This window comes from Herbaspirillum sp. NPDC101396, from assembly GCF_044767365.1.
Lineage (GTDB): Bacteria > Pseudomonadota > Gammaproteobacteria > Burkholderiales > Burkholderiaceae_D > Herbaspirillum.
The window spans coordinates 109,407-135,926 of record NZ_JBIWNT010000003.1; the positions used below are offsets into that span (position 1 = coordinate 109,407).

Here is a 26,520-nt window from a genome sequence, read left to right on the forward strand (position 1 = left end):
AATGCAGGACAAAGCCGTTGAGACCGGAATAAGACCGGGCTGGCGCGGGAAATATCCGCAGCGGAAAATAAAGCAGGGGGGCCAGGCAGGAAGGAGAGAGACGGTTCAGGTGGCGTGATGCACCTGAACCGCGGCAGTACGATTCAGCGTGCAGCTCAGTCGCCCGGTGGCGGGACGTAACCTTGCGCGGCGTCGGCGCCTTCGCCGAAGAAATGCTTTTCCATTTGCACGGCCAGGTATTTGCGCGCGCGCGCATCGGCCAACATCAGGCGGTTTTCATTGACCAGCATGGTCTGGTGCTTGAGCCAGCCGGCCCAGGCTTCCTTCGAAACGCTTTCGTAAATGCGCTTGCCCAGCTCGCCCGGGTACGGCGGGAAGTCGAGGCCTTCGGCTTCCTTGTTCAGTTTGATGCAGTGGATGGTGCGTGCCATGTTGATTCCTTGGTTAAAACATTGATGACGTATTCAGGGAAGACATGAGACCGGCTTTGGGAGGTCAGCGGTTGAGCGCATTGGCAATGCGATCTCACGTCCTGATTCTTGCATTATAAGTTTTTGATCAGCACCAGTGACTTGCGTTGCCAGTTGTACATGTGCTGGCGGTCTTTCGGCAGGTCGTCCACGGTGGCCGGCACGAAGCCGCGCCGCAGGAACCAGTGCGAAGTGCGCGTGGTCAGCACGAACAGCTTGGTCAGGCCCGACTCGCGCGCGCGCGTTTCGATGTGCTTGAGGATACGCTCGCCGTCGCCCTGCGCCTGGACTTCCGGATTGACGGTCAGGCAGGCCATTTCACCCATTCTTTCCTTGGGGAAAGGATACAGCGCAGCGCAGCCGAAGATCACGTTGTCATGCTCGATCACCGAGAAGTAATGGATCTCGCGCTCGATCAGTTCGCGGCCGCGCTTGACCAGCGTGCCGTCGGCTTCCAGCGGCTCGATCAGCTTGATGATGCCGCCGACGTCTTCAATGGTGGCTTCGCGCAGGCTTTCCAGGTTCTCGTACGTGATCATGGTGCCGATGCCGTCATGCGTGAACAGCTCCAGCAGCACCGAGCCGTCGGTGGCGAACGGCACGATGTGGGCGCGCGAGACGCCCGCGTTACAGGCCTTGACCGCGCTCTTCAGATAGAAGGCGGCGTCGGGCGGCAGGAAATTGGCCTGCAGCACGGCTTCGGCCTGGTGTGACGACAGCTCGCGGATATCGGTGCCGCCGGCGTCGTGCATGAGCGGTGTTTCGCTCAGGAAAATCAGCTTCTCGGCGCGCAGCGCGATGGCGGCAGTCACCGCCACGTCTTCCATCGCCAGGTTGAAGGCTTCGCCGGTTGGTGAGAAGCCCAGCGGCGACAGCAGCACGATGCCGCCGGCATTGAGGATGGGATGGATGGTGTCGGCCGCGACTTTACGCACGATGCCGGTCAGCTGCAGGTCGGCGCCGTCGATCACGCCCATCGGGCGCGCGGTGACGAAATTGCCGGAGATGACGCGGATCGCGGCATGCGCCATCGGTGTGTTGGGCAAGCCCTGGCTGAACGCCGCTTCGATGTCCAGGCGCAACTCGCCGGCGGCTTCCTTGGCGCATTCCAGCGCGGCTGGGTCGGTGATGCGCAGGCCGTTGTGGAAACGCGCCTCGACGTTACGCAGCGCCAGTTGCTCTTCGACCTGCGGGCGCGAGCCGTGCACCACGACAATACGGATGCCGAGCGCATGCAACAGCGACAGATCCTGGGCCAGCACGGCCAGCCCGCCGGCCGTGACCAGCTCGCCCGGGAAGGCGATCACGAAGGTCTTGCCGCGGAAGGCGTGAACGTAAGGCGCTACGGAGCGCAGCCAGGCCACGAAGCTGGCGAAATCGGTGTCATTTTCCATGTTGCGCATTATAACCAGTCACACCGCGGATGTTTGGCGACGGGCCGTTTTTTGCACCGCAATGTTGCAGTGCTGTTCCGCACGCGCGACAAAACCGTTTTCGCACCGCCGATGCAGGCCAAGCAAGGCCAGGGCGCGGGGAGTAGGTATAATGCCAGCCGTTATGTCCGCTCCCAATTCCCCTCAAGCTCCCCAGCCCAAAAACAAGTCCGCCCAGCAGTCACCGCGCGTTGCCGCGCCGCCGCGTGTGCAGGTGCGCAACCCGCTGCCCGAGATCACCTTCCCCGAAGAGCTGCCGGTCTCCGGCCGCCGCCAGGAAATCGCCGAGGCGCTGCAAGCCAACCAGGTCATCATCGTCAGTGGCGAGACCGGTTCCGGCAAGACCACCCAGTTGCCCAAGATCTGCCTGCAGCTCGGTCGCGGTGAAAAAGGCCTGATCGGTCACACCCAGCCGCGCCGCATCGCCGCGTCGTCGACCGCCAAGCGCATCGCGCAGGAACTCGGCACGCCGCCGGGCGAGCATGTCGGCTTCAAGGTGCGCTTCAACGACACGCTCACCAAAGGCGCCTGGGTCAAGCTGATGACCGACGGCATCCTGCTGGCGGAAACGCAGACCGATCCGCTGCTCAGGCAGTACGACACCATCATCATCGACGAGGCGCACGAACGCAGCCTCAACATCGACTTCCTGCTCGGCTACCTGAAACAGTTGCTGCCCAAACGGCCCGACCTCAAGGTCATCATCACCTCGGCGACCATCGACGCCGACCGCTTCTCGCGCCACTTCGGCACCGAAGTCAACGGCGAGCTCAAGCCGGCGCCGGTGATCGAAGTATCCGGCCGGCTGTATCCGGTCGAGATCCGTTATCGCCCGGTCGACAATGCCGACCGCAGCAACCTCGCACCGGAAGTGGCCAACGCGCGCGCGCGCGCCGAAGGCCGCGCCACGCAGGCGCAGAAGGACCGCGACCAGCGCGACCTGATGGACGCCGTGGTCGATGCCGTCGATGAACTGGCGCGCATCGGTTCCGGCGACATCCTGGTGTTCTTGCCCGGTGAACGAGAAATCCGCGACGCCGCCGAAGCGCTGCGCAAGCACCATCCGCCGCACGTCGAAATCCTGCCGTTGTTCGCGCGCCTGTCGGCGCAAGAGCAGGAACGCGTCTTCAAGTCGAGCAACGCGCGCCGCATCGTGCTGGCCACCAACGTCGCCGAAACCTCGCTGACCGTGCCCGGCATCCGCTACGTGGTTGATGCGGGCCTGGCGCGCGTGAAGCGTTACAGCTACCGCAACAAGGTCGAGCAACTGCAGATCGAGCCGGTCGCGCAATCGGCCGCCAACCAGCGCGCCGGCCGTTGCGGCCGCGTCGCTGCGGGCGTGTGCATCCGCCTGTACGAAGAGCAGGACTACCTGCAGCGACCGAAATTCACCGAGCCGGAAATCCTGCGCTCGTCGCTGGCCTCGGTCATCCTGCGGATGAAGTCGCTGCATTTGGCCGATGTCGAAACCTTCCCGTTCATCGAGCCGCCGCTGGGCCGCGCCATCGCCGACGGCTATCAGCTGTTGCAAGAGCTGGGCGCAGTCGATGAGTTCAACCAGCTGACGCCGCTCGGCAATCAACTTGCCAAGCTGCCATTGGACCCGCGCGTGGGGCGCATGATTCTGGCCGGCCGCGAGAACGCCTGCCTCTCCGAACTGCTGATCATCGCTTCGGCGCTGTCGGTGCAGGATCCGCGCGACCGTCCGATGGAAGCGCAGGCCGCCGCCGACCAGGCGCACAAGAAATTCGCCGACGAGAAATCAGAATTCCAGAGTTATCTGCGAATCTGGAAGTGGTTCGAAGAAGCCGTCGAGCACAAGAAGTCCAATCGCCAGCTGCAAGACCATTGCCGCGCCAATTTCCTCTCGCAGCTGCGTCTGCGCGAGTGGCGCGACGTCCATTCACAATTGCTGACCATCGTGCGCGAGCAGGGTTGGCGCATGAACGAAGCGCCGGCGACTTACGAGCAACTGCACACCGCCTTGCTGACCGGTTTGCTTGGCAACGTCGGCTTCAAGTCGGACGAGGATCCCCATTACCTGGGCGCGCGCGGCATCAAGTTCCACATCTGGCCCGGTTCCAGCTTGCAGAAAAAAGCAGGAAAATGGATCGTCGCCGCCGAGCTGGTCGACACCTCGCGCCTGTATGCCCGCTGCGTGGCGCAGATCCAGCCCGAATGGCTGGAGCGCGTCGGCGGCCATCTGCTCAAGAAATCCTGGGGCGAGCCACGCTGGGAAAAGCGCAGCGCGCAAGTCACCGCTTCCGAGCGCGCCACCCTGTACGGACTGGTGGTGTACAGCCAGCGCCGCATCAACTTCGGCCTGATCAATCCGCAGGAAGCGCGCGAAATCTTCATCCGCGACGCGCTGGTCGGCGGCGACTTCGATACGCGTGCGTCGTTCTTCGCACACAACCAGAAGCTGGTGCGCGAGATCGAAAACCTCGAACACAAATCGCGCCGCCTCGACGTGCTGGTCGACGACGAACTGATCGCCGCCTTCTACGACAAGCTGATTCCCGCCGACATCTGCAACGGCATCACTTTCGAGAAGTGGCACAAGGACGCCACCGCCGCCAACGCCGATCCCAAGCTGCTGTTCCTCAATCGCGACGACCTCATGCGTCACGAAGCGGCCGGCGTGACCACCGAGCTGTTCCCCAAGACCATGACCGTGGCGGGACTGTCGATGGCGTTGTCGTATCACTTCGAACCCGGCACGCCGCGCGACGGCGTCACGCTGACGGTGCCGCTGTATGCGCTGAACCAGGTCTCCGCTGCGCGCTGCGAATGGCTGGTGCCCGGCATGCTCAAGGAAAAGGTGCACCTGCTGCTCAAGTCGCTGCCGCAAAAGCTGCGCCGCCATTGCGTGCCGCTGCCCGACTACGCCGCCGGTTTCTGCGCGCGCATGGAAGAGCGTCATCTGTTCGGTCGGGGCGACCTGATCGATGCACTGATCGCCGACATCCGCGAACAGATCACCATCATGGTCAAGAGCACGGACTTCAAGCAGGAGACCTTGCCCGCGCATCACGCGATGAATTTCAAGATCGTCGACGAACACGGTCGCCAGCTGGAGATGGGGCGCAACCTCGGCAGCCTGCAAGCGGAATTCGGCGGACAGGCGCGCGAGCAGTTCCAGAAGCTGGCTGAACAGACGGCGATTACCGGGATTGCCACGCCGGTGGCTATGCCCGCCGCTGCACCCTCAGGCAAACCGGTTGCAGGAAAAGCTGTGCCGGCTGCGCCTTCGGGAGCAAGCGCCGCTTCGGTTTCCGAATACGGCAATCTGACCAACTGGACCTTCGGTGAGCTGCCGGAACTGCTGGAAATCCAGCGTGGCGCAGTCGGACCAAATTCAGGCAAGTCCCAAACGCTGATCGGTTTCCCCGCCCTGGTCGACAAGAAGACCCATTGCGATCTCGAAGTCTTCGACGACCCCGCCGACGCTGCGCGCCAGCATTTTGCCGGCCTGCGCCGCCTGTTCGCGCTGCAACTGAAAGAGCAGCTCAAGTATCAGGAAAAGAACATCCCCGGCCTGCAGCAGATGGGCATGCAGTTCATGGCGCTGGGTTCGCAGGAAGAGCTGCGCGACCAGATCCTGTACGCAGGTCTGGAGCGCGCCTTCATGCAGGACCCGCTGCCCAAGAACGTCGACGAGTTCAACCGCCGCAAGGAAGAGGGCAAGGCGCGCTTCGGCCTGCTGGTCAATGAAATCGCGCGCCTGGCCGGACTGGTGCTGGCCGAGTACTACACGTTGCCGAAGAAGCTGCAGACCATCAAGGCGCACGCGCAGGCCTCGGCCGACATCCAGTCGCAGTTGCAGAACCTGGTCGGCAAGCGCTTCATCGCCGACAGCGACTACAACAACCTGATGCATTTTCCGCGCTATCTGAAAGCAATCAATGTGCGCCTGGAAAAGCTGCGCGCCGATCCGACCCGCGACACGCGCCTGCTGTCGGAATGGACCCAGGTCGCCGCACCGTGGCAGCGCGCGCAAAAGGACCGCGGCGCAAGCGACCCCAAGATGCAGGAATTCCGCTGGCTGCTGGAAGAGCTGCGGGTGTCGCTCTACGCGCAGGAGTTGAAGACCCCCATGCCGGTGTCGGTCAAGCGGCTGCAGAAGGTGTGGGAGACCATGCAGCGTTGATGGTCCGGCGTGTAGTATTTGAAGAACGATGCTGCGTTTAGCGTAGAATTGCAGCACTTTTACCGCAATCTATTTCCAAAAAGACAATGGCAATCAAATCCGACAAATGGATCCGTCGCATGGCGGAAAGCGAAGGCATGATCGAGCCTTTCGAGCCCGGTCAGGTCCGTGAGGCCAACGGCCAGAAGATCGTCTCCTACGGCACCTCGTCGTACGGCTACGATATCCGCTGCGCCAACGAATTCAAGATCTTCACCAACATCAATTCGACCATCGTCGATCCCAAGAACTTCGATGAAAAATCCTTCGTCGATTTCCACGGCGACGTCTGCATCATCCCGCCGAACTCGTTCGCGCTGGCGCGCACGGTTGAGTACTTCCGCATCCCGCGCAGCGTGCTGACGATCTGCCTCGGCAAGTCGACCTACGCGCGTTGCGGCATCATCGTCAACGTCACGCCGTTCGAACCGGAATGGGAAGGCTACGTCACGCTGGAGTTCTCCAACACCACGCCGCTGCCGGCCAAGATCTACGCCGGCGAAGGCTGCGCGCAGGTGCTGTTCTTCGAAAGCGACGAGATCTGCGAGACCTCGTACAAGGATCGTGGCGGCAAGTACCAGGGCCAGCACGGCGTGACTTTGCCGAAGACCTGAGTCGTATTGCACGATAAAAAACAGCCGCATGTTTCGGAACATGCGGCTGTTTTTTTATTGGCGCGTCGTCAACGCTTGCTGCTCGCCTTCGCGCACTTCCTCGCCTCCGTAATAAACCGCTTGACCGCCCCCGACTGGCCGCTGTCGCGATACGCCAGATGCAGCGGCGCTTTCAGGTCGGGCGCGTCGTCGATGCCGAGATAGCTGACCGACTCCAGTTCGACGTGGCGCATCGAGGCCGGGATGATGGAGATGCCCAGGCCGGCCGCCACCAGGCTCAGCGTGGACAGGTTCTTGCGCGCTTCCTGTTCGACGTGAGGGCTGAAGCCGGCGGCGCGGCAGGCGGCGATGATGGTGTCGTACAGCCCGGGGCCGCTGGGGCGCCGGTTGAGCACGAACACTTCTTCGGCCAGTGCCGCCAGCGCCACGCTCTTGCGCCGCTTGTTGCGCACCAGCGGATGGGCCGCCGGCAGGGCGACGATCATTTCCTCCACCATCATGGTTTCGATCGTGATGTCGCTGACGTCGCCCACCGGCGAGCGGATGAAGGCGACGTCGATGCGATTCCGGCTCATCAGCGCCACCAGGTCGGTGGTGCTGCTTTCCTCCACCGTCAGCGCAACATCCGGTGCGGCGTCGCGGAATGCCCGGATCACGGTCGGCACGAACGGATGCAACGAGGCGGATTCGGTGAAGCCCACCGCAATCCGGCCCAGCTCGCCGCGTGCGATGCGTCGCACGCCGGCCACGGTGGAGTCGACCTGGGCCAGGATGGAGCGCGCATCGGTCAGCAGCGCGTGGCCGCTTTCGGTCAGCTCCATGCCGCGCGGCAGGCGGTTGAACAGCGTGACACCAAGCTCGGTCTCGAGCGCGCGGATCTGCTGGCTCAGCGGCGGCTGCTGGATGCCGATGCGCTGCGCGGCCTTGGTGAGATGGCCTTCTTCGGCCACGGCAATGAAGTAGCGCAACAGGCGCAGGTCGATGGCTGACATATGAATTATGTATGGTTGGTGTGCTTGCCATATATTAGACAAAATAACGACGCAAGAGTAGCCTTCGGTTTGTGGTCGCAACGACCCACAGAACAGAAGGCAGAACAGAAGGCCAACAGCATGCTCAACGACAACAATCCACTTTCACCCACTCCGCCGGTCACGCAGGAAGTCCGCGTTGTACCCACCTCGCGCGAGTTGTTCCTGGGATTCCTCGGACTTGGCATGACCGCCTTCGGCGGCGCGCTGCCGCTGGCGCACCGCATGGTGGTCGAGCGCCACCGCTGGCTGACCGAAGCCGAATTCGTCGAGCTGCTGGGGCTGTGCCAGTTCCTGCCGGGCGGCAACATCATCAACCTGTCGGTCGCCCTGGGCATGCGTTTTCGCGGCGTCAAAGGCGCGTTGGCGGCGATCTTCGGTCTGATCGCGGTGCCCTCGATGGTGGTGGTGATGCTCGGGATCCTGTATCAGCACTACCAGCACGATCCCTTGATCAAGCACCTGTTCGCCGGGCTGGCTGCGGCCGCGTCCGGCTTGCTGATCCAGATGGCGGTGAAGATCGCGCTGCCGCTGCGCAAGAACCTCGTGCTGGCCGGACTGGCGACGATCTGCTTCATCGCCATCGCCTGGCTGCGCGTTCCGCTGCTATGGACCATGCTGGTGATGACGCCGGTGAGCGTGTTGGTCACGGCGAAGTTCGCAGGCAGGAACGACGCAAAAAGTGACGCAAAGAAGGGAGCCGCATCGTGAGCGAAACCCTGATCGCGCTGGGACTGATTTTTTCGGAACTGTCGGTGCTGGCCTTCGGCGGCGGCAACACCATCCTGCCCGAGATGCAGCGCCAGGTGGTGGAAGTGCACCACTGGATGACTGCGGAAGATTTCAGCGCACTGTTCGCGCTCGGCCAGGCCGCGCCCGGTCCCAATCTGATGATCGTGACCCTGGTCGGCTGGCACGTGGCCGGCTTCTACGGCATGCTGGTCACGACGATCGCCAAGTTTGGTCCGTCGTCGCTGGTGACCATCCTGATGCTGCACGTATGGGAGCGGTTCAAGGACCGGCCGTGGCGGCGCCATGTGCAATCCGGCCTGCTGCCGGTGACGGCGGGACTGGTGGCCGCCAGCGCCGCGCTGATCGCGCATGCCTCCATCAGCAACGGCATCCTCGCGGCGATCACGGCGGCGACGGTGATCATCGCGCTCAAGACCAAGCTGCATCCCCTGTGGCTGCTGTTCGGCGGCGCCATGGCGGGAATGATTTTCCTGCGATAACCTGAGATTGTTTCAGAGGTATCCCGGCAATAAAAAAGCCGATCCGTGGTTTCCCCGGATCGGCTTTTTCACTTGCCCATGACGCTGTCGCTTACTGGCGTACGCAATCCACGAAGTAATCGCGGCGGCCGTTCACTTCACGTTTGACCAGACCATGCACGTCGGTTTCGAAGCCCGGGAATTTCTCGTTGAAATCACGCGCGAACTTGAGATAGTCGACGATGGTCTTGTTGAAGATCTCGCCCGGAATCAGCAGCGGGATGCCCGGTGGGTAAGGCGTCAGCAGGATCGAGGTAACGCGGCCTTCGAGCTCGTCCAGCGGCACGCGGTCGATTTCGCGGTGGGCCATTTTCGAGAACGCATCGGACGGCTTCATCGCCGGCTGCATGTCGGACAGGTACATCTCGGTTGTCAGGCGCGCGACGTCGTAGGCGCGATAGGTTTCGTGGATCTGCTGGCACAGGTCACGCAGGCCCAGACGCTCGTAGCGCGCGTTGCGGCCCTGGTTCGCAGCGGCGAACTCGGGCAGGATGCGCCAGATCGGCTGGTTCTTGTCGTAGTCGTCCTTGAACTGCTGCAGCGCAGTCACCAATGTATTCCAGCGGCCCTTGGTAATGCCGATGGTGAACATGATGAAGAAGGAATACAGGCCGCACTTCTCGACGATAACGCCGTGTTCCGCCAGATACTTGGTGACGATCGAGGCCGGGATGCCGTTCTCGCCGAACTTGCCGTCCAGCGACAGGCCCGGAGTGACGATGGTCGCCTTGATCGGGTCGAGCATATTGAAGCCCGGAGCCAGATTGCCGAAACCGTGCCAGTCGTCTTCCGCCTTGATGACCCAGTCTTCGCGCTCGCCGATGCCGTTGGCGGAGAAGCTGTTCGGGCCCCACACCTGGAACCACCAGTCCTGGCCGAATTCCTGGTCGATCTTTTTCATGGCGCGGCGGAAGTCCAGCGCTTCGAGGATGCTTTCTTCCACCAGCGCGGTGCCGCCCGGCGCTTCCATCATCGCCGCAGCGACATCGCACGACGCGATGATCGAATATTGCGGCGACGTCGAGGTGTGCATCAGGAATGCTTCGTTGAAGGCGTCCTGGTCGAGTTGCACGGTTTCCGATTCACGCACCAGGATTTGCGACGCCTGCGACAGGCCGGCCAACAGTTTGTGGGTCGACTGGGTCGAGAAGATCATCGACTTCTTGGCGCGCGGACGGTCCTTGCCGATGGCGTGCATGTCCTTGTAGAAATCATGGAAGGTCGCGTGCGGCAGCCAGGCTTCGTCGAAGTGCAGCGTGTCGATTTCGCCGTCCAGCATTTCCTTCAGCGTCTCGACGTTGTAGACCACGCCGTCGTAAGTCGATTGCGTGATGGTCAGGATGCGCGGCTTCTTGTTGACGGCTTCACGGGCGAACGGATTGGCTTCGATCTTGCGACGGATGCTTTCCATCGTGAACTCTTCCAGCGGGATCGGTCCGATGATGCCGAGGTGATTACGCGTCGGCATCAGGAAGACAGGGATCGCGCCGGTCATGATGATGGAGTGCAGGATCGACTTGTGGCAGTTGCGGTCCACCACGACGATGTCGCCCGGAGCGACCGTCGAGTGCCAGACCATCTTGTTGGAAGTCGAGGTGCCGTTGGTGACGAAGTAGCAGTGGTCGGCGTTGAAGATGCGCGCGGCATTGCGTTCCGAATCGGCGACAGGACCGGTGTGGTCGAGCAGCTGGCCGAGTTCTTCGACGGCGTTGCAGACGTCGGCGCGCAGCATGTTTTCACCGAAGAATTGGTGGAACATCTGGCCGATCGGCGACTTCAGGAAGGCGACGCCGCCCGAGTGGCCGGGGCAGTGCCAGGAATACGAACCGTCCTGCGCGTAATGCACCAGCGCGCGGAAGAACGGCGGCGCCAGGCCGTCGAGGTAGGACTTGGCTTCGCGGATGATGTGGCGCGCCACGAACTCGGGCGTGTCTTCGAACATATGGATGAAGCCGTGCAGTTCGCGCAGGATGTCGTTGGGGATATCGCGCGAGGTGCGGGTTTCGCCGTACAGATAAATCGGGATGTCGGCGTTCTTGTGGCGAATTTCGCCGACGAAGGCGCGCAGCGATTTCAGCGCGAAGTCGGTTTCCTCGGACGAGCCGGCGCCGAATTCTTCATCGTCGATCGACAGGATGAAGGCGGAGGCGCGCGATTGCTGCTGGGCAAACTGCGACAGATCGCCGTAGCTGGTCACGCCCAGCACTTCCATGCCTTCTTCCTTGATGGCGTCGGCGAGGGCGCGGATGCCCAGGCCGGAAGTGTTTTCAGAGCGGAAATCTTCGTCGATGATGACGATGGGGAAACGGAATTTCATAGGTTCTCCAGGAGAACGCATGTGAGATCAGAGGTATGCGTTCAGTTCAGTTAACACTTGGACTGCGCCTGGGCGAAAAGCTTACGCGCTCGGACGGTTGCTTTTTGATAGGGCAAACCGGTCAAAACAATGTCGCTGCAAGTTGAAAGGCAGGATCGGAATGTTCCGGATCCGGTGCGCTTCCAGCCTGGCAGAACCTTCGTGGACCTGTTGCTCGTGCTGGCGTTCCGGATCGCGGCGACGGTGCAGCGGAGGCAGGTTTTAAAAAGAAGCCGAATTTTCGCAGATATCGCCAAACGATGGGGCGAAAAATCCGCGCGTTCTTGTTGAAAATCAGGGAAAAACAACAAAAAGGCCTGCAGGCCTTTCAGCGTCTTTCGTATGTCACAAATGCGTAATTAAATCCCTGAGCAAATCCTTGCGCAGACTCCTGTGTTTCAGCACGGTGGGTTTCACGCGCCGTCTCGCGCCACACCCCGGCGTCGATGGCCGGAAAGAAGGCGTCGCAGTCGAAGGCCTTGTCGATTTCGGTCACGATCAGGCGCGTCGCCAGCGGCAGCGACTCGGCGTAGATCTGGGCGCCGCCGATGATGAAGGCGTCGGCGCCGGCCACCAGCGCTGCGGCTTCTTGCAAGGATGACACTGTTTCGACGCCGGCGTGCGACCAGTCGCGGTTGCGCGTGATGACGATATTACGGCGATTCGGCAAAGGGCGTCCGATGGAGTCGAAGGTCTTGCGGCCCATGATGATGGGATGGCCCGAGGTGGTGCGCTTGAAGTGGGCGAGGTCTTCCGGCAGATGCCAGGGCAGGGTATTGTTGATGCCGATGCCGTTCTGGCTGTCGGTGGCGACGATGACGCACAGTGCGCCGGAGGCGGAAGGTGTAGGTGACATGCCGATACTTGTGTAGGATTGCCGAAGTCCGGCGCGCCTGATGGTCTTGCGTCGCCGGTGAGCGCGTCATATTACAGGACAGTCCGACCCGGATGGAACTTTATGGGGCGCAGCTGTCCTTATAGAGGTATCCCCGGTAGCGTCCGCAAGAACCTGGCCAGCCCGTATCCAGTGAGTCAGCGATGGTTCTTTGCGGCAACTTCGATGCCGGCGTAGCCTGCAGCACTGTTGCGGGAGGCCCATGGGCGCGGTAGCCCGGCCAACGCAGCGATCTTTCACGGTCTTGCCTGTTTCCCGACGAAGTGTTCGGTCAACTTGGGCAACATTGGGTAAACTACGCCAACTTTCGAAACGTGGAAGCGCGTTATCGGACAAGAAAAACTGCATGTCAGACGGAAATCCAATGGTCTTATCTTTGTATCGGCGGGGCGCCTTGAAAGCTGCCGTCACATCTTCCCGTCTTCTGGGCCAGGTGCTCGTGCCGGCTGCGCTGACCGCGCTGCTGGCCTTATATGGAAACAATGCGGCGGCGTTCGACTTCAACGACGTCGCGGTGCGCGCCAAGGCGCTGGCTGGCAAGTCGTACAAGAAGCCGGCCGACAAATTGCCCAAGGAGATCAAGGATCTCAGCTACGAGCAAGCCAATCAGTTGCATTTTAAGCAAGATCGCGCCTACTGGCGTCCGGAAAAACTGCCCTTCGAGTTGTCATTCGTGCATCAGGGCGGCGGTTACGTCGAGCCGGTGCGCATCAATGAAATCGTCGGCGGCGGCGTGCGCGAGATCGCCTTCAATTCGGCCTTGTTCGATTACAGCCACACGCGCATCGATCCGCGCCGCGTGCGCAACATCGGCTTCGCCGGTTTCCGCATCCGCTATCCCGTCAATTCCGCGAAGGAAAAAGACGACGTCCTGACCTTCCTCGGCGCCAGCTATTTCCGCGCCATGGGCAAGGGCCAGGGCTACGGCATTTCGGCGCGCGGCCTGGCGCTCGACACAGCGCTGTATTCGGGCGAAGAATTCCCGCGTTTCACCGAGTTCTGGCTGGCGCGACCGAATCCGGGCGACAAGGAACTGACCATCTACGCGTTGCTGGATTCGCCGCGCGCCACCGGCGCCTATCGTTTCGTGCTGCGTCCCGGCGTGGACACGACCATTGACGTCAAGGCGCAGCTGTACCTGCGCGCCAACGTCACCAAGCTCGGCATCGCGCCGCTGACCAGCATGTTCTTCTTCGGCGAAAACCAGAACGGACCGAACGACGACTTCCGTCCCGAGGTGCACGACTCCGACGGCCTGTCGATCCAGTCCGGCACCGGCGAATGGATCTGGCGTCCGCTGGTCAATCCGAAACGCCTGCTGGTGACCGCGTTCAGCCTCGACAATCCGCTCGGCTTCGGCCTGATGCAGCGCGACCGCCAGTTCTCCAGCTATGAAGACCTGGATTACCATTACGAAGCGCGGCCGAGCACCTGGATCGAACCCAAGGGCAAGTGGGGCGCGGGCCGCGTAGAACTGGTGCAGATCCCGACGCCCGACGAGACCAACGACAATATCGTCGCGTACTGGATGCCGAACGCCATGCCCAAGCCGGGCCAGCCGTTCAACGTCGAGTACAAGATGTACTGGCAAAAGGAAAGCGAGAAAAAACCGCCGCTGGCCTGGGTGGCGCAGACGCGTCTAGGACACGGCTACCGCGCCAAGTCCGATGACAGCATCGGCATGTCGATCGACTTCGACGGCGGCGCGCTCAAGAAGCTGCCTGCCAATGCGAGGGTGGAGGGGACAGTGGAAAGTGACGGCAACGGCAAGATCGTGAGTGTGACAACACGACGCAACGACGTCACTGGCGGCTGGCGCATGGAGTTGAAACTGCGCCGCAATGAAGATAACAAGCCGGTCGAACTGCGCGGATTCCTGAGGAATGCCGCCCAGAGCGGCGCCGGCGCAACCCTGTCCGAAACGTGGAGCTACATATTACCCCCCAACTGAGGCACGCCTCCGACGCAGCACACGAATCTCACGCGTCGCAACAGCTGGAGCGTTACCTCGATCGCCTGCCGCTGACGCCTGAACAGCGCCAGGCGTTGCTCGCCCGCGTGGGCGAGCAGGATGCCGGCGACGCCATGGGCAACCTGCACGGCCTGCTGGCAGGAGAGCAGCACAATCTGCATGACAATCCCGCGCAGGACTCCGTCGCCGCCCGTCTCGAACTGATTTATCCGAGTGCCGCAATTGACGCCATGGCACCGGCTGAGCGCATGCGGCCGGCTGAATCGCCAAGGCCGGTCCCCAGTCCCGGCGACAACATCAAGGTGGCGCCGCCGCTCAATCGCCGCTCGATGGTGCCGCGCCCCTGGGGCACGCTCAATCCATTGTCGCGCTGGGTCGAAGAAGCCACACGCGCCTTCGAGCAGCGCGCCGCACGCCGCAAGGGCCTGCCGCCGAAAGAACCGGCCTTCGTCGAAGATACCCTCGACCTGCCCGATTCGCCGGATCCGCGCGGCTACTGGACGCACAGCGGCAACGTGCGCCGGGTGGTGCTGCTGATCCTGATGCTGATGCAAAGCGCGCTGGCTACTTATTTCATGAGCGACGTGCTGCCGTATCACGGCGAGAAGCCGCTCGAAATGGTCATCCTCGGTTTGTTCGGCTTGCTGTTCTGCTGGGTCTCGGCCGGGTTCTGGACCGCCATGACCGGCTTCCTGGTGCTCATGCGCGGCGACGATCCGTATCTGATTTCGCACGAGCAGGCCGGACCGAAATGGATCGCGCCTGATGCGCGCACCGCCATCGTCATGCCGATCTGCAACGAAGACGTGGCGCGCGTGTTCGCCGGCTTGCGTGCGACCTACGAATCGGTGCAGCGCAGCGGCGACCTCGACCGTTTCGATTTCTTCGTCCTCAGCGACAGCGGCGAGTCCGATATCTGCGCCGCCGAAGTGCAGGCCTGGGCCGCGCTGTGCAAGGAAGTCGACGGCTTCGGCCGCATCTTCTATCGCCATCGCCGCCGTCGCGTCAAACGCAAGAGCGGCAACATCGACGATTTTTGCCGCCGCTGGGGCGCCGACTACCGCTACATGCTGGTGCTCGACGCCGACAGCGTCATGAGCGGACAATGCCTGTCGACGCTGGTGCGCCTGATGGAGGCGCATCCCGGCGCCGGCATCATCCAGACCGCGCCGCGCGCCGCCGGACGCGACACGCTGTACGCCCGCATCCAGCAATTCTCGACGCGCGTCTACGGCCCGCTGTTCACCGCCGGCCTGCATTACTGGCAACTCGGCGAGTCGCATTACTGGGGGCATAACGCCATCATCCGGCTGGCGCCGTTCATGAAGCATTGCGCGCTGGCGCCGCTGCCGGGCGAGGGCAACCTGTCCGGCCCGATTCTGTCGCACGACTTCGTCGAAGCCTCGCTGATGCGTCGCGCCGGCTGGTCGGTGTGGATCGCCTACGACCTCGACGGCAGCTACGAAGAAATGCCGCCGGCGCTGCTCGACGAACTCGGCCGCGACCGCCGCTGGTGCCAGGGCAACCTGATGAATTTCCGCCTGTTCCTGGCGCGCGGCATGCACGTGGTGCATCGCGCGGTGTTCGTCACTGGCGTCATGGCTTACCTGTCGGCGCCGTTGTGGGCATTGTTCCTGGCCTTGTCGACGGTGCTGCTGGCCACGCATACGCTGATCGATCCGCAATACTTCGTCGAGCCGCGCCAGCTGTTCCCGATCTGGCCCGAATGGCATCCCGAAAAAGCCTTGGCGCTGGTATCCGCCACCGCCACCATTCTGTTCCTGCCGAAGGTGCTCAGCGTGTTGCTGATCATCGTCAAGGGCGCGAAAGGTTATGGCGGCGCGCTGCGCGTGACGCTGAGCATGCTGATCGAATTGCTGTTCTCGATGATGCTGGCGCCGGTGCGCATGCTGTTCCACACGCGCTTCGTACTGGGCGCTTTCCTCGGCTGGGCGCTGAGCTGGAAGTCGCCGCCGCGCGCCGACAATGAAACCGGCTGGGGCCAGGCGGTGCGCCGCCACGGCGTGCACTCGGTGCTGGGTGTGGCCTGGGGCGCGCTGGTGTACTGGCTCAATCCGTCCTTCATCTGGTGGCTGATGCCGATCGCCGGTTCGCTGATGTTCTCGGTGCCGCTGTCGGTGCTGTCGAGCCGCGTTTCGTTCGGTCGCCTGTTCCGCCGTTTTCAATTGTTCGTGATCCCGGAAGAAGTCGACGCGCCGCGCGAACTGCGCGACACCGTGGCCCACCTCAATGCCACCGCACCGCTGCCCGGTTTCGTCGACGCCGTGGTTGATCCGGCTGTCAACGCACTGGTCTGCGCCGGCGCGCACGGCCATCCGCGCATGCCCGATCTCAGCCGCGCCGCCGGCGATTCGCTGGTGCTGCAGGCGCTGCGCCGCGGCCCTGCGGTGCTGACAGAGAAGCAAAAACATACCTTGCTCGACGATCCGCGCCTGCTGTCGGCGTTGCACTATGCCGTGTGGAGCCAGCCGACGCGGCACTCTTCCTGGCTGGCGTCCGCATGAGGAGGGAGCCCGTGGACAACCTCGACGACATGACTGCCGAAGATCGCCATCTGGGCGACCCGATCGACTCGGCTGCCGCCGAGCGCCGCCGCACGTTGGCGCGACGCGGTTGGAGTGGGCTGGCCCTGGTGCTGGTGATCGCCGCCGGCGTCGCCGGCTGGTACAGCTTCCGCCAGCGCCATCCGCAAGCGGTGCCGGTGCGACTGGAAACAGTGATCGCTGAACGCGCCGATATCGAACAGGTGGTCAACGCCACCGGCAACGTCGCCGTGCAGAGTTACGTCGACGTCGGCACCAAGGTCTCCGGACAGATTTCCGATGTGTATGTCGGCATCGGCGAAACCGTCAAGGAAGGCAAGTTGCTGGTGACGGTCTCGCCGGTGGTGCAGGCCGGCCGTGTCGAAAACAACCGCGCCCAGATGGCGCGACTGAAAGCTGAGCTGGCCGGACAGAACGCCCAACTCGATTTCGCCCAGTTGCAATTCCAGCGTCAGACGCAGTTGAAAGCCGAGAACGCCACGCGCGAAGAAACCTACGAATCGAGCCGCATGGGCATGTACTCGGCGGCGGCCAAGGTGGACGCCATCAACGCGCAGATCCAGCAGCTCGACGCCGCCATGAAGGAAGACGAAGCGATCCAGAAGCAGACCCGCATCGTGGCTCCCATCGGCGGCACCGTGGTGGCCTTGTCGGCACGCGTCGGCCAGACCCTGTCGGCCAACCAGGATGTGCTCATGCGCATCGCCGACCTGAGCAAGATGAGCGTGCAGGCGCGCGTCGCGGAAGAAGATGTGACGCGCCTCACCAAGGGCATGACCGCCTACTTCACCACGCCCGGTTATCCCGGCAAACGCTGGGCCGGCAAGCTGCGCCAGATCATGCTGTTGCCTGCGGATGACAGCGGTCGCCAGGGCAAGAAGGCCTTCTACACGGTGTTGTTCGACGTCGCCAATCCGAGCCGCGAGCTGATGGCCGGCATGACCGCCGACGTCTTCTTCGTGCTGGAAAAGGCGGAACACGCCGTCACCATTCCGGCCTCGCTGGTGGTCAAGCCGAACAACAAGGGCATGCAAAAACTCAAGGTCCTGCACGCTGACGGCAAGCTGGAAACGCGCGACGTGCGGATCGGCTTGCGCAACGCCGACAAGGCACAGGTCCTGACCGGCCTGGCTGAGGGCGAGCAGGTGTTGTTGCCGGCGTCGTCGGCAACAGCAGTGGAGCCACCGCCAGCACAGCAACAGCGCGGCAACGCCGGCTGATGACAGGTATCCGTTCATGATCTTGCCTCTTTCGTTTCCTTCGATGAAACCCGCCGCGCTGGCTGCGCTGGCGTTGCTGTTAGTCGGCTGCGCCGCGACCCAGGTCGAGGTCGAACCGGTGCAGAAGGTCGATGTGCCAAAACAGTGGGGTGATGGTTCAGGCGCCAACGGCAAGGACGGCGCCGTGCAGCTGGTGCTCGACACCGACTGGTGGAAGCAGTTCGGCAGTGCCGAGCTGAGCAGCCTCGTCAACGAAGGTCAGCAGAACAATTTTGAAATCGCCGCCGCCATGTCGCGCGTGCGCCAGGCAGAGGCCAATGCGCGCATCGCCGGCGCGCCGTTGTTGCCCGATGCCGACATCGCCAGCAGCGCCAACCGCGCCTTGCCTTTGAGCGGCGGCAGTCCGACCACCTCCGCCAGCGGCATGCTGGAGATCAATTACGAAGTTGATTTCTGGGGCAAGAACAGGGCTGGCCTGGCAGCGGCGGAAGCCTCGCTGCGCGCCAACATGTATGACCGTGAAACGGTCGCGCTGACGGTTACCAGCGGCATCGTCTCGACCTTTCTGCAAGTACTGTCGCTGCGCGACCGTCTGCAGATTGCGCAGCAAAACGTCGCCAACGCCCAGCGCGTGTTGAAGCTCGTGGAAGCGCAAAGCCGCGCCGGCGCCGCCTCGCCGCTGGACCTTGCACGCCAGCGTTCAGCGCTCGCCAACCAGCAGGCGGCCTTGCCCGACCTGATGCAGCAGGAGCGCGACGCGCAGACCGCGCTGGCGATCCTGCTGGGACGTCCGCCGCAGAATTTCAGCGTCGGTGAAAAAGGCCTGGCGACCATACAGATGCCGAAGATCGCCGCCGGTCTGCCGTCCGAATTGCTGACGCGCCGTCCAGACATTCGCCGCGCTGAAGCGCGCCTGGCCGAAGCCAACGCCAACGTCGCCGTGGCGCGCGCGGCGCTGTTCCCGAGCATCCGCCTGACCGGTTCCACCGGCGCGCAAAGCAATGCCTTGCTGTCACTGTTCGACGGTCCCAACCTGCTCGCCAATCTGGGCGCCTCGCTGACGGCGCCGATCTTCGATGCGGGCCGCCTGAGCAGCCGCCGCGATCTCGCCATCGCGCAGAAGCAGGAGCTGGTGCAGGTCTATCGCTCGGCGGTGGTAAGCGCCTTGTCGGAAGTCGAAAAATCATTGGGCGCGATCCGCAGCCTGGAAGAACGCTATCGCCTCAAGAACCAGGAAGTCGATCAGGCTCGCTTTGCGTTTGAGTTGTCGGAAATCCGCTATCGCAGCGGCGCCGAAGATCTGATGGTGGTGCTCGATACGCAGCGCATCCTGTCGGAAGCGCAGAATCAGCTGGGCCAGATCAAGCTGCAACGCCTGCAGGCCACGGTGTCGCTGTACAAGGCGCTGGGCGGCGGCTGGCGCGACGACGTACGCTACGGCAATCCCGGCACCGACTCGGGCGGGACCCCACAAAAAATCAACGGCGCTTCCTGAGCGCCGTTCGATTCATTTCAGTACTTCATTTCAGAATTTCTTCAGAACAGGATCGCGCTCGTCGCCGGTCCGACTTCTACGTCCTGCATGTGCTGGGGACCATTCGCCTGCCCGGAAACAAGCAGAGGATAGAGCACGCCGATACCAACGATCATGATCGTGACCGCTGCGCACAGAGCGTCCCATGCCGGCAAACTTGGCAGTGCAAGCACCAGCAAAGTGCAGATGAATGTCAACAGAGCAATGTTTCTTCCTGAGCGCATGGGATTTCCCTTCGGGGCGGTGAGTGATTCAATATAGGACGTCGCGCCGCCGAAGGGAAATAACAAATGCAACTTAGCTTAGATGCCGTTAGATGAAGCTTAGATGCACACGAGCGCTTATTCCTTCTCAGCGATGAACGGATAGACGACGCCCGCCGCAATCGCGCCGACGACCGGCGCCAGCCAGAACAGCCACAGCTGCTCCAGGGCCCAGCCGCCGAGGAACAAGGCCGGGCCGGTAGAGCGGGCCGGATTCACCGAGGTGTTGGTCACCGGGATGGAGATCAGATGGATCAGCGTCAGCGCAAGACCGATGGCAATCGGAGCAAATCCCGCCGCCGCACGCTTGTCGGTGGCGCCGAGAATCACCAGCAGGAAGAAGAAGGTCAGTACCGCCTCAATGATCAAGGCCGCCCCCAGCGAATACAGTCCCGGCGAATGGGCACCATAGCCGTTGGCCGCAAAGCCGCTTGCCACCAGGTCGAATCCCGGCTTGCCGCTGGCGATGCAGGCCAGCACGGCGCTGGCGATTACCGCGCCCGTCAGTTGTGCCGCGATGTAGGGCGCGATGTCGCGCACGGGGAAGCGACGCGCGGTGGCAAGGCCGATGGTGACGGCCGGATTGAAGTGTCCCCCGGAGATATGCCCGAGCGCGTAAGCGCCGGTGAGCACGGTCAAGCCGAACGCCAGTGAGACGCCCGCAAAGCCGATGCCGAGACCGGGAAAGCCGGCCGCCAGCACGGCGCTGCCGGTGCCGCCGAAGACCAGCCAGAACGTGCCGATGAGTTCAGCCGCCAGTTTTTTTGAGAGATGCATTGTTTGCCCTTTTTCGATTGGTTGGATGTGGCATTGCCGGGGTGAGCGGCAATGGAGCAAGAGCTTATGGCTGCTCGACGTGAATCCAAGGTGCAGCGGGCAGAAAGGGGGGAAATTCAAAAATGCGTCGGCGACTTGCTTGAATTTATTGGAAGGGGCAGGCGGAGGAATAGATGCACGATGTACAAAAACAAAAACGCCTGCGATTGCAGGCGTTTTGACGTTCGGAGAAAGCGGGCGTCAGACTGCTACGGGCGCCTTGATATGAGCCTGGGCTTCGTAGCCGGTGATCTCGAAATCATCGAACTGATAATCGAAGATGGTATCGGGTTTGCGCTTGATGACCAGTTTCGGCAACGGGCCGGGCGTACGCGCCAGTTGTTCTTGCACCTGTTCCATGTGATTGGAATACAGATGGCAGTCACCGCCGGTCCAGACGAAGTCGCCGACCTCGAGGCCGGTCTGTTGCGCCACCATGTGGGTCAGCAGCGCGTAGGACGCGATGTTGAACGGCACGCCGAGGAAGATATCGGCGCTGCGCTGGTACAACTGGCAGGACAGCTTGCCGTCGGCCACGTAGAACTGGAAGAAGGCATGGCAGGGCGGCAACTTCATCTGCGGGATGTCGGCCACGTTCCATGCCGACACGATCAGGCGGCGTGAGTCCGGATTGTTCTTGATCTGGCTGACGACCTGCGCGATCTGGTCGATATGCTCGCCGTTGGGTGCGGGCCAGGAGCGCCATTGGTAGCCGTAGATCGGTCCGAGGTTGCCTTCCGGATCGGCCCATTCGTCCCAGATCTTGACGCCATTTTCTTTCAGATAAGCAATGTTGGTCGAGCCAGCCAGGAACCAGATCAGTTCATGCACGATGGACTTGATGTGCAGCTTCTTGGTGGTCAGCAGGGGGAAGCCTTCCTGCAGGTTGAAGCGCATCTGGTGGCCGAACACGGAGCGCGTGCCGGTGCCGGTGCGGTCGGTTTTTTCGGTGCCATGTTCGTAGACGTGGCGCATGAAATCGAGGTATTGGCGCATGGGATTTGGTGCTGATGGAATGAGGGGGATTGTAACTTATTTGGGGGAGGGGGCAGGGTTTGGGGCGGGGGCAGGTCTTGGCGGTTGTTCCGACTTCTGTTTGTCGGTAGTTTCGATTGTTTGTTCTTCGGACGACCAAGCCGGGGGTAGCCCGGCAGCTACTCACTTTTCTTGCTTCGCCAAGAAAAGTAAGCAAAAGAAGGCGACCGCAAGTTCGCAGCCCCTTCGGGGTCCCCGGCGTCGGCAGGTACAAATCGGGAGGGGAAACAAACTCGCTGCGCTCAGACAAGTTTCCCCTCTTTATCCGATTTGCACCTGCCGCCACCGGCTGCTCGCAAGCGGGAATTCCAGACTGGCTCGCTGCGCATCGCCAGGGGACCGAGATGGAGTGAAGGTCTGTGTTCTTCGCTATCGTCGCAACAACGATGCAATTGGCTATGATTAGAGGTAACAATTGCGATGCCGAAGGCGAGCGACCCCAGGCGATGCGCAGCGAGCCAGTTTGGCCGGTCCGCTTATGAGTCGCCGTTGGTGACATGCTCAAATCGGAAAAAGAAGGGAAACTTGTCTGAGCGCAGCGAGTTTGTTTCCCTTCCCGATTTGTGCGTGGCATCAACGGGTACCCCGCGTAGCGGGGCGGCGAATCGCGGTCGCCTTTCTTTGCTTACTTTCTTTGGCGAAGCAAAGAAAGTGAGTAGCTGCCGGGCTACCCCCGGCGAAGGGTTGATCGAAGAAAGAACAATCGAAGCTACCAACAAACGTGAAGTCGGAACAGCAGTCGCAAAGGCGCACGCATCAAACTCACTTCTCCACACCCTTCCTCACAGCCGCCACCTGCTCAGCACTAACCGCCGCAGCATGGTTACCCCAATTCCCGCGAATAAAGCTGACCACCTCCGCCACCTCCTGATCACTCAACCGCCACCCAAACCCCGGCATCCCCATCGGCGAAGGATCCGACTTGGTGGAAGGCATCGCGCTACCCGCCAGCACCACATGAATCAGCGACGTCGGATCCGCCACATTGACCACCGCATTCTTGCCCAGCGCCGGGAAAGCCTTCATCGCCCCGGTGCCGTCCGAGCGATGGCAGGCGTTGCAGTTGTTGAGATACACCAGCGCACCGGCGGTCTGCAGCTTGCCTGAACGCAGCTCCAGCGTGGCCGGCTGATCCGCGCCGGCGGCGTTGGACGCCGCCGTCGCTACCGGCGCCTTGGCGGCGCCGTCAGCCGGCTTCTTGCCCGATAGGCTGCTCAGGTATTCGCCGATGGCCAGCAGGTCGGCGTCGCTGAGATGCTGCGTGCTGTCGTTGATGACCTGGCTCATTGCGCCGAACGCCGCGCCGTCAGCGGTGCGGCCGGTGCGCAGGTAGGACGCGATCTGTTCCTTGTTCCAGCGGCCCAGGCCGTCCTTGTCGTTGCGCAGGCTGGGCGCGTGCCAGTTGTCCAGCGTATAGCCGGACAGGAAGCCGTCATCGCTGCCGTCCAATGATTTCTCCTGGCCGAAACGACCGTGCGGCGTATGGCAGGCGCCGCAATGGCCGAGGCTTTGCACCAGATAGGCGCCGCGATTCCAGCTGATGCTTTGAGTCGAGTCGGCCTTGAACGGCTTGCTTTCGAAGAACAGCATGTTCCATCCCGCCATCAGGATGCGCATGTTGAACGGGAACGGCAACGCCGTCTTCGGATTGTCCTGCTGCACCGGCTTCACGCCCTGCATGAAGTAGGCGTACAGCGCCGAGACGTCCTCGTCGCTGAGCTTGGCGAATGAGGTGTAAGGCATCGCCGGATACAAGCGCACGCCGTTGCGACCCTTACCCTTGCGCAGCGCCGAGGCGAAATCGTCGTAGCTGTAGTCGCCGATGCCGGTCTGCTTGTCCGGCGTGATGTTGGTCGAATAGATGGTGCCGAACGGCGTGTTCATCGCCAGGCCGCCGCTGAACGGCGCCTTGCCCTTGACCGTGTGGCAGGCCATGCAGTCGCCGGCGCGCGCGAGATATTCGCCGCGCTGGATCTGCTGCGGTTGCGGTGTCGACGGCGTCGGGTTGACGGTCTGCGCGGCGGCGATTGTCGACAGGCTCAGCGTTGCGGTCGCCAACAGGGCCCGTGTCGCCTGCGTGAAGAGGAGCGCGCTCATGCTTGCACCAGCGGGCCGGGGTTTTTCAGATAGCGCTCGCGGATCGCGGTCGCCGACCAGTATGCCAGCGCGCCGACCATGCCGGTCGGGTTGTAGGCCCAGTTCTGCGGGAAGGCGCTGGCGCCCATGATGAACAGGTTGTGCACGTCCCACGATTGCAGGTATTTGTTGATCACGCTGTTGTCGGGGCGGTCACCGCAGATGGCGCCGCCGGTGGTGTGGGTGGTCTGGTAGGGGCGCACATCGTAGTGTTCGCCGGACTTGCCGGCGCTGGCGTGCATGAGTTTCGGCTTCATCGCCTTGGCGACGTCGACCACGCGATCGGTGACGTACTGGGTCATGCGGATTTCGTTTTCCTTCCAGTCGAACGTCATGCGCAGCAGCGGCAGGCCCCACGCATCGCGATACGTCGGATCGAGGTCGAGGTAGTTGTCGCGATTGGCCATGACCGATCCTTCCGAACCGATATTGAACGAGTGCAGGTAATTGTCCTTGAGCGCCTTCTTCCAGCCGCTGCCCCATTTTGGCGTGTCGGGCGGGACGATGGATTGTCCGATCGGACGGCCGCCCGTGACCATCGCGCTGATGTAGGCGCCGCCGACGAAGCCGTGCGGACCATGGTCGAAATTGTCGCCGTTGAAATCGTCAAGCACCTGGCCGCCGGCGCCCGCACCGGCGAACGGATTGATCGCCACGTCCTTGTCGAAGAACAGCGATACCGAGCTGTTCTTCTGATAGGCGTAATTCTTGCCGACCACGCCTTCGCCGGTCTTGGGATTGTAGGGTTTGCCGATGCCCGACAACAGCAGCAAGCGCACGTTGTGCATCTGGTAGGCGCACAGGATCACCAGATCGGCGGGCTGTTCGACCGAGCGTCCCTGTGCATCGATGTAGGTGACGCCGGTGGTGGTCTTGCCATCGCTCGCAAGATTGATCTTGGTGACGTAGGACTTGTCGCGCAACTCGAAATTGGGCTTCTTCAGCAGCGCCGGCAGGATACAGGTTTGCGGCGACGCCTTCGCATACATGTAGCAGCCGAAGCGTTCGCAATAGCCGCAATAGTTGCACGGGCCAAGTTGCATGCCGTAAGGATTCTGGTAGGCCTGTGAAGCGTTGGCTGCGGGAATCGGGAAGGGGTGGTAACCCACTTCGCGCGCGGCTTTTTCAAACAGCGTGGCGGGCGCGTTGTTCTTCAGCGGCGGCAGCGGATAGTCGCGCTTGCGCGGCGCTTCGAACACATTGCCGCCCTCGATGATCTTGCCGTCGATATTACCGGCCTTGCCCGACACGCCGGCGACGTATTCGAAGCGATCGTAGAACGGCTCCAGTTCGGCATAGGTCATCGGCCAGTCCTGGATCGTCATGTCGACCGGGATGAAATGCTTGCCGTACCGTTGCTCGTAATGGCTGCGGATCTGCAGCTCGGCATCGTAGGCGCGCCAGGTGACGCCATTCCAGTGCACGCCGGCGCCGCCGACGCCGTTGCCGAGCAGGAAGGAGCCGAGCTGGCGATACGGCAGCGCGTCTTCATCGGGCGAGTGGCGCACCGTGACGGTTTCCTTGCTGAGGTTTTGCATCAGCTTGTAGCGCTGCGCATAAGTGAGTTCGTCGGCGATCTTGGGATAGGCGAAGTCGGGATTGGTGTCGCGGTTTTCGCCGCGCTCCAGGCCCACCACGGTGAGGCCGGCTTCGGTCATTTCCATGCCCATGATGGAACCGCTCCAGCCCATGCCGACCAGGACCACGTCTACTTTCGGTTTGGTGATGTCTGCCATGCTGTTCTTCCTTGTTCTTGTTGTGGGTGAGGCGTTGCCTCACTCAGTTCCTTGACGTCTTAGCTACCTTCTTAGCTACATTAGCTACGCTTGCCGATGCTCACCGGACCATACGGATAGACCTTGTCGGCCGGGCCGACGAAGTCGAGGAAGTCCGCGCGCGCGCCGGGGAAGCCGATCATCTTCCAGCTGGCCATGCCCTTGTTGCCGCCGTGGATCGGGTCCGACAGGTAGCCTTCCTTGGTGTTCTGCAGCAGGAAGGTGAAGAACCACTGCGCCGACACCTGCTCGAATTTCAGCGTGCCGCCGTCCATGTCCTTGAACAGTTGTTCCTGTTCGGCCGGAGCCAGTTGCGCGAAAGTCTTGCCGTTGAAATTCTTGCGGCAGTGTTCATTGAGTGCGGCGATGCCGGCGCGATATAGCTCACGCGGCGGCATGCTGGCCTGGTAGCCGAACAGCGCCGGCGCGTCGCCCTTGAACGGTCCCTGCATGTACCAGTTGGAGGCGTGGCCGAAGCCTGACTCCATCTGGCCGTCGATGAAGGCGGCCACGTTCAGTTCTAGCGCGCCCGGTCCTTCCGGATCGGCCGGAATCAGGCGGTCGACGGCAGCCTTGAGGAAGGTCCATTCATCGGCATTGAAGTAGCGCGGCTGGTAGTCCGCACTTGCGGCGCCGATATCGGCGGTTTGCGCTGCCGATGGCAGCAGCGCGGCGGTAGTCAGAGCAGATGCTGCCGGAACGATGGCGATGGTCTTGAAGAGGAATCCGCGGCGTGAAGCTACGCCGGGTTCGCTGGGAGGCGGGTTATCTTTTTTCATTGTTCACCTGGGCTGGTTAGCACGCGGCGCGACACGAACTGCGACTGCCTGTTCGAGCGGTTGCGGACCTGCTGCGCCGTTTACCTGGGGTCGGCTGAAGCAAGGAGCTTCGGCCTTTTTGTTTTTGCTGAAAGTTCGACCGGGGCGGTCGCAATGATGTTCCGCAG

20 protein-coding genes are annotated in these 26,520 nt (G+C 62.3%); 9 read left to right on the forward strand and 11 right to left on the reverse strand.

Translation table 11 applies throughout. The annotated features are described in order from the left end of the window. Positions 1-155: 155 nt before the first annotated feature. Positions 156-431, reverse strand: a complete 276-nt coding sequence (locus tag ACIROY_RS10240; protein WP_116433740.1) for an oxidative damage protection protein — start codon at positions 429-431, stop codon at positions 156-158. Positions 432-544: 113 nt separating this feature from the next. Next, positions 545-1,873, reverse strand: coding sequence for an amino-acid N-acetyltransferase (argA, locus tag ACIROY_RS10245; protein ID WP_402273595.1), 1,329 nt, complete (start codon positions 1,871-1,873; stop codon positions 545-547). 52 nt (positions 1,874-1,925) lie between these two features. Here argA and hrpA point away from each other — a divergent pair, with 52 nt between their 5' ends. Both hrpA and dcd read left to right on the forward strand, forming a co-directional pair. Beyond that, a complete protein-coding gene (hrpA, locus tag ACIROY_RS10250) occupies positions 1,926-6,053 on the forward strand; it encodes an ATP-dependent RNA helicase HrpA (RefSeq protein WP_402341455.1) in 4,128 nt (1,375 codons plus the stop codon). An 86-nt stretch (positions 6,054-6,139) separates the two neighbouring features. Continuing rightward, entirely contained in the window at positions 6,140-6,706 is a 567-nt protein-coding gene (gene dcd / locus ACIROY_RS10255; RefSeq protein WP_016833037.1) for a dCTP deaminase, read from the forward strand. Positions 6,707-6,774: 68 nt separating this feature from the next. On the opposite strand, the gene ACIROY_RS10260 is transcribed toward dcd, so the two are convergent. Then, on the reverse strand, positions 6,775-7,698 hold the full coding sequence (locus ACIROY_RS10260) for a LysR family transcriptional regulator (RefSeq protein ID WP_402273590.1): 924 nt from the start codon (positions 7,696-7,698) through the stop codon (positions 6,775-6,777). A 120-nt stretch (positions 7,699-7,818) separates the two neighbouring features. Here ACIROY_RS10260 and ACIROY_RS10265 point away from each other — a divergent pair, with 120 nt between their 5' ends. Then, positions 7,819-8,448 carry a chromate transporter gene (locus ACIROY_RS10265; protein WP_402341456.1) on the forward strand — a complete coding sequence of 210 codons (630 nt, stop codon included), beginning with the start codon at positions 7,819-7,821 and terminating at the stop codon, positions 8,446-8,448. Then, complete coding sequence (locus ACIROY_RS10270; protein WP_402273586.1) at positions 8,445-8,969, forward strand: chromate transporter; 525 nt, start codon at positions 8,445-8,447, stop codon at positions 8,967-8,969. The genes ACIROY_RS10265 and ACIROY_RS10270 overlap by 4 nt, the downstream gene beginning before the upstream one ends. A 91-nt stretch (positions 8,970-9,060) precedes the next feature. Here ACIROY_RS10270 and ACIROY_RS10275 read toward each other — a convergent pair whose 3' ends face one another. Continuing rightward, on the reverse strand, positions 9,061-11,325 hold the full coding sequence (locus ACIROY_RS10275; RefSeq protein ID WP_402273584.1) for an Orn/Lys/Arg decarboxylase N-terminal domain-containing protein: 2,265 nt from the start codon (positions 11,323-11,325) through the stop codon (positions 9,061-9,063). Positions 11,326-11,454: 129 nt separating this feature from the next. Between ACIROY_RS10275 and ACIROY_RS10280 the strand changes: the two genes are divergently transcribed. Next, positions 11,455-11,655, forward strand: coding sequence for a hypothetical protein (locus ACIROY_RS10280; protein WP_116433731.1), 201 nt, complete (start codon positions 11,455-11,457; stop codon positions 11,653-11,655). Positions 11,656-11,692: 37 nt separating this feature from the next. Here the strand turns inward: ACIROY_RS10280 and ACIROY_RS10285 are convergent, their stop codons facing one another. Further along, on the reverse strand, positions 11,693-12,220 hold the full coding sequence (locus ACIROY_RS10285) for a dihydrofolate reductase (protein WP_116433730.1): 528 nt from the start codon (positions 12,218-12,220) through the stop codon (positions 11,693-11,695). 403 nt (positions 12,221-12,623) lie between these two features. Between ACIROY_RS10285 and ACIROY_RS10290 the strand changes: the two genes are divergently transcribed. The 4 genes from ACIROY_RS10290 to ACIROY_RS10305 are packed head-to-tail and all read left to right on the forward strand — an operon-like array spanning position 12,624 to position 19,510. After that, positions 12,624-14,210, forward strand: a complete 1,587-nt coding sequence (locus ACIROY_RS10290; protein WP_402273580.1) for a glucan biosynthesis protein G — start codon at positions 12,624-12,626, stop codon at positions 14,208-14,210. After that, positions 14,183-16,756 (forward strand): glucans biosynthesis glucosyltransferase MdoH, encoded by a 2,574-nt coding sequence (gene mdoH / locus ACIROY_RS10295; protein WP_402341459.1) that lies wholly within the window; start codon positions 14,183-14,185, stop codon positions 16,754-16,756. Before ACIROY_RS10290 ends, mdoH begins: the two co-directional genes overlap by 28 nt. A gap of 11 nt (positions 16,757-16,767) precedes the next feature. Then, a complete protein-coding gene (locus ACIROY_RS10300; protein ID WP_402341461.1) occupies positions 16,768-18,015 on the forward strand; it encodes an efflux RND transporter periplasmic adaptor subunit in 1,248 nt (415 codons plus the stop codon). Positions 18,016-18,031: 16 nt separating this feature from the next. After that, positions 18,032-19,510: an efflux transporter outer membrane subunit gene (locus tag ACIROY_RS10305; RefSeq protein ID WP_402341463.1), complete on the forward strand. Its 1,479-nt coding sequence runs from the start codon at positions 18,032-18,034 to the stop codon at positions 19,508-19,510. 41 nt (positions 19,511-19,551) lie between these two features. On the opposite strand, the gene ACIROY_RS10310 is transcribed toward ACIROY_RS10305, so the two are convergent. The 6 genes from ACIROY_RS10310 to ACIROY_RS10335 form a co-directional block, all read right to left on the reverse strand. Further along, entirely contained in the window at positions 19,552-19,773 is a 222-nt protein-coding gene (locus tag ACIROY_RS10310) for a hypothetical protein (RefSeq protein WP_402273572.1), read from the reverse strand. A 117-nt stretch (positions 19,774-19,890) separates the two neighbouring features. Continuing rightward, positions 19,891-20,589 (reverse strand): aquaporin Z, encoded by a 699-nt coding sequence (gene aqpZ, locus ACIROY_RS10315; RefSeq protein WP_402341465.1) that lies wholly within the window; start codon positions 20,587-20,589, stop codon positions 19,891-19,893. A 240-nt stretch (positions 20,590-20,829) separates the two neighbouring features. Next, the gene (locus ACIROY_RS10320) at positions 20,830-21,624 is read right to left on the reverse strand and encodes a thymidylate synthase (RefSeq protein ID WP_402273567.1); all 795 of its coding nucleotides are present in this window, start codon (positions 21,622-21,624) and stop codon (positions 20,830-20,832) included. A gap of 801 nt (positions 21,625-22,425) precedes the next feature. Further along, a complete protein-coding gene (locus ACIROY_RS10325; protein WP_402341467.1) occupies positions 22,426-23,760 on the reverse strand; it encodes a c-type cytochrome in 1,335 nt (444 codons plus the stop codon). Next, positions 23,757-25,535, reverse strand: a complete 1,779-nt coding sequence (locus ACIROY_RS10330; protein WP_402341469.1) for a GMC family oxidoreductase — start codon at positions 25,533-25,535, stop codon at positions 23,757-23,759. The genes ACIROY_RS10325 and ACIROY_RS10330 overlap by 4 nt, the downstream gene beginning before the upstream one ends. A gap of 80 nt (positions 25,536-25,615) precedes the next feature. Further along, the gene (locus ACIROY_RS10335; protein ID WP_402341471.1) at positions 25,616-26,353 is read right to left on the reverse strand and encodes a gluconate 2-dehydrogenase subunit 3 family protein; all 738 of its coding nucleotides are present in this window, start codon (positions 26,351-26,353) and stop codon (positions 25,616-25,618) included. Between the last annotated feature and the right edge of the window lie 167 nt (positions 26,354-26,520).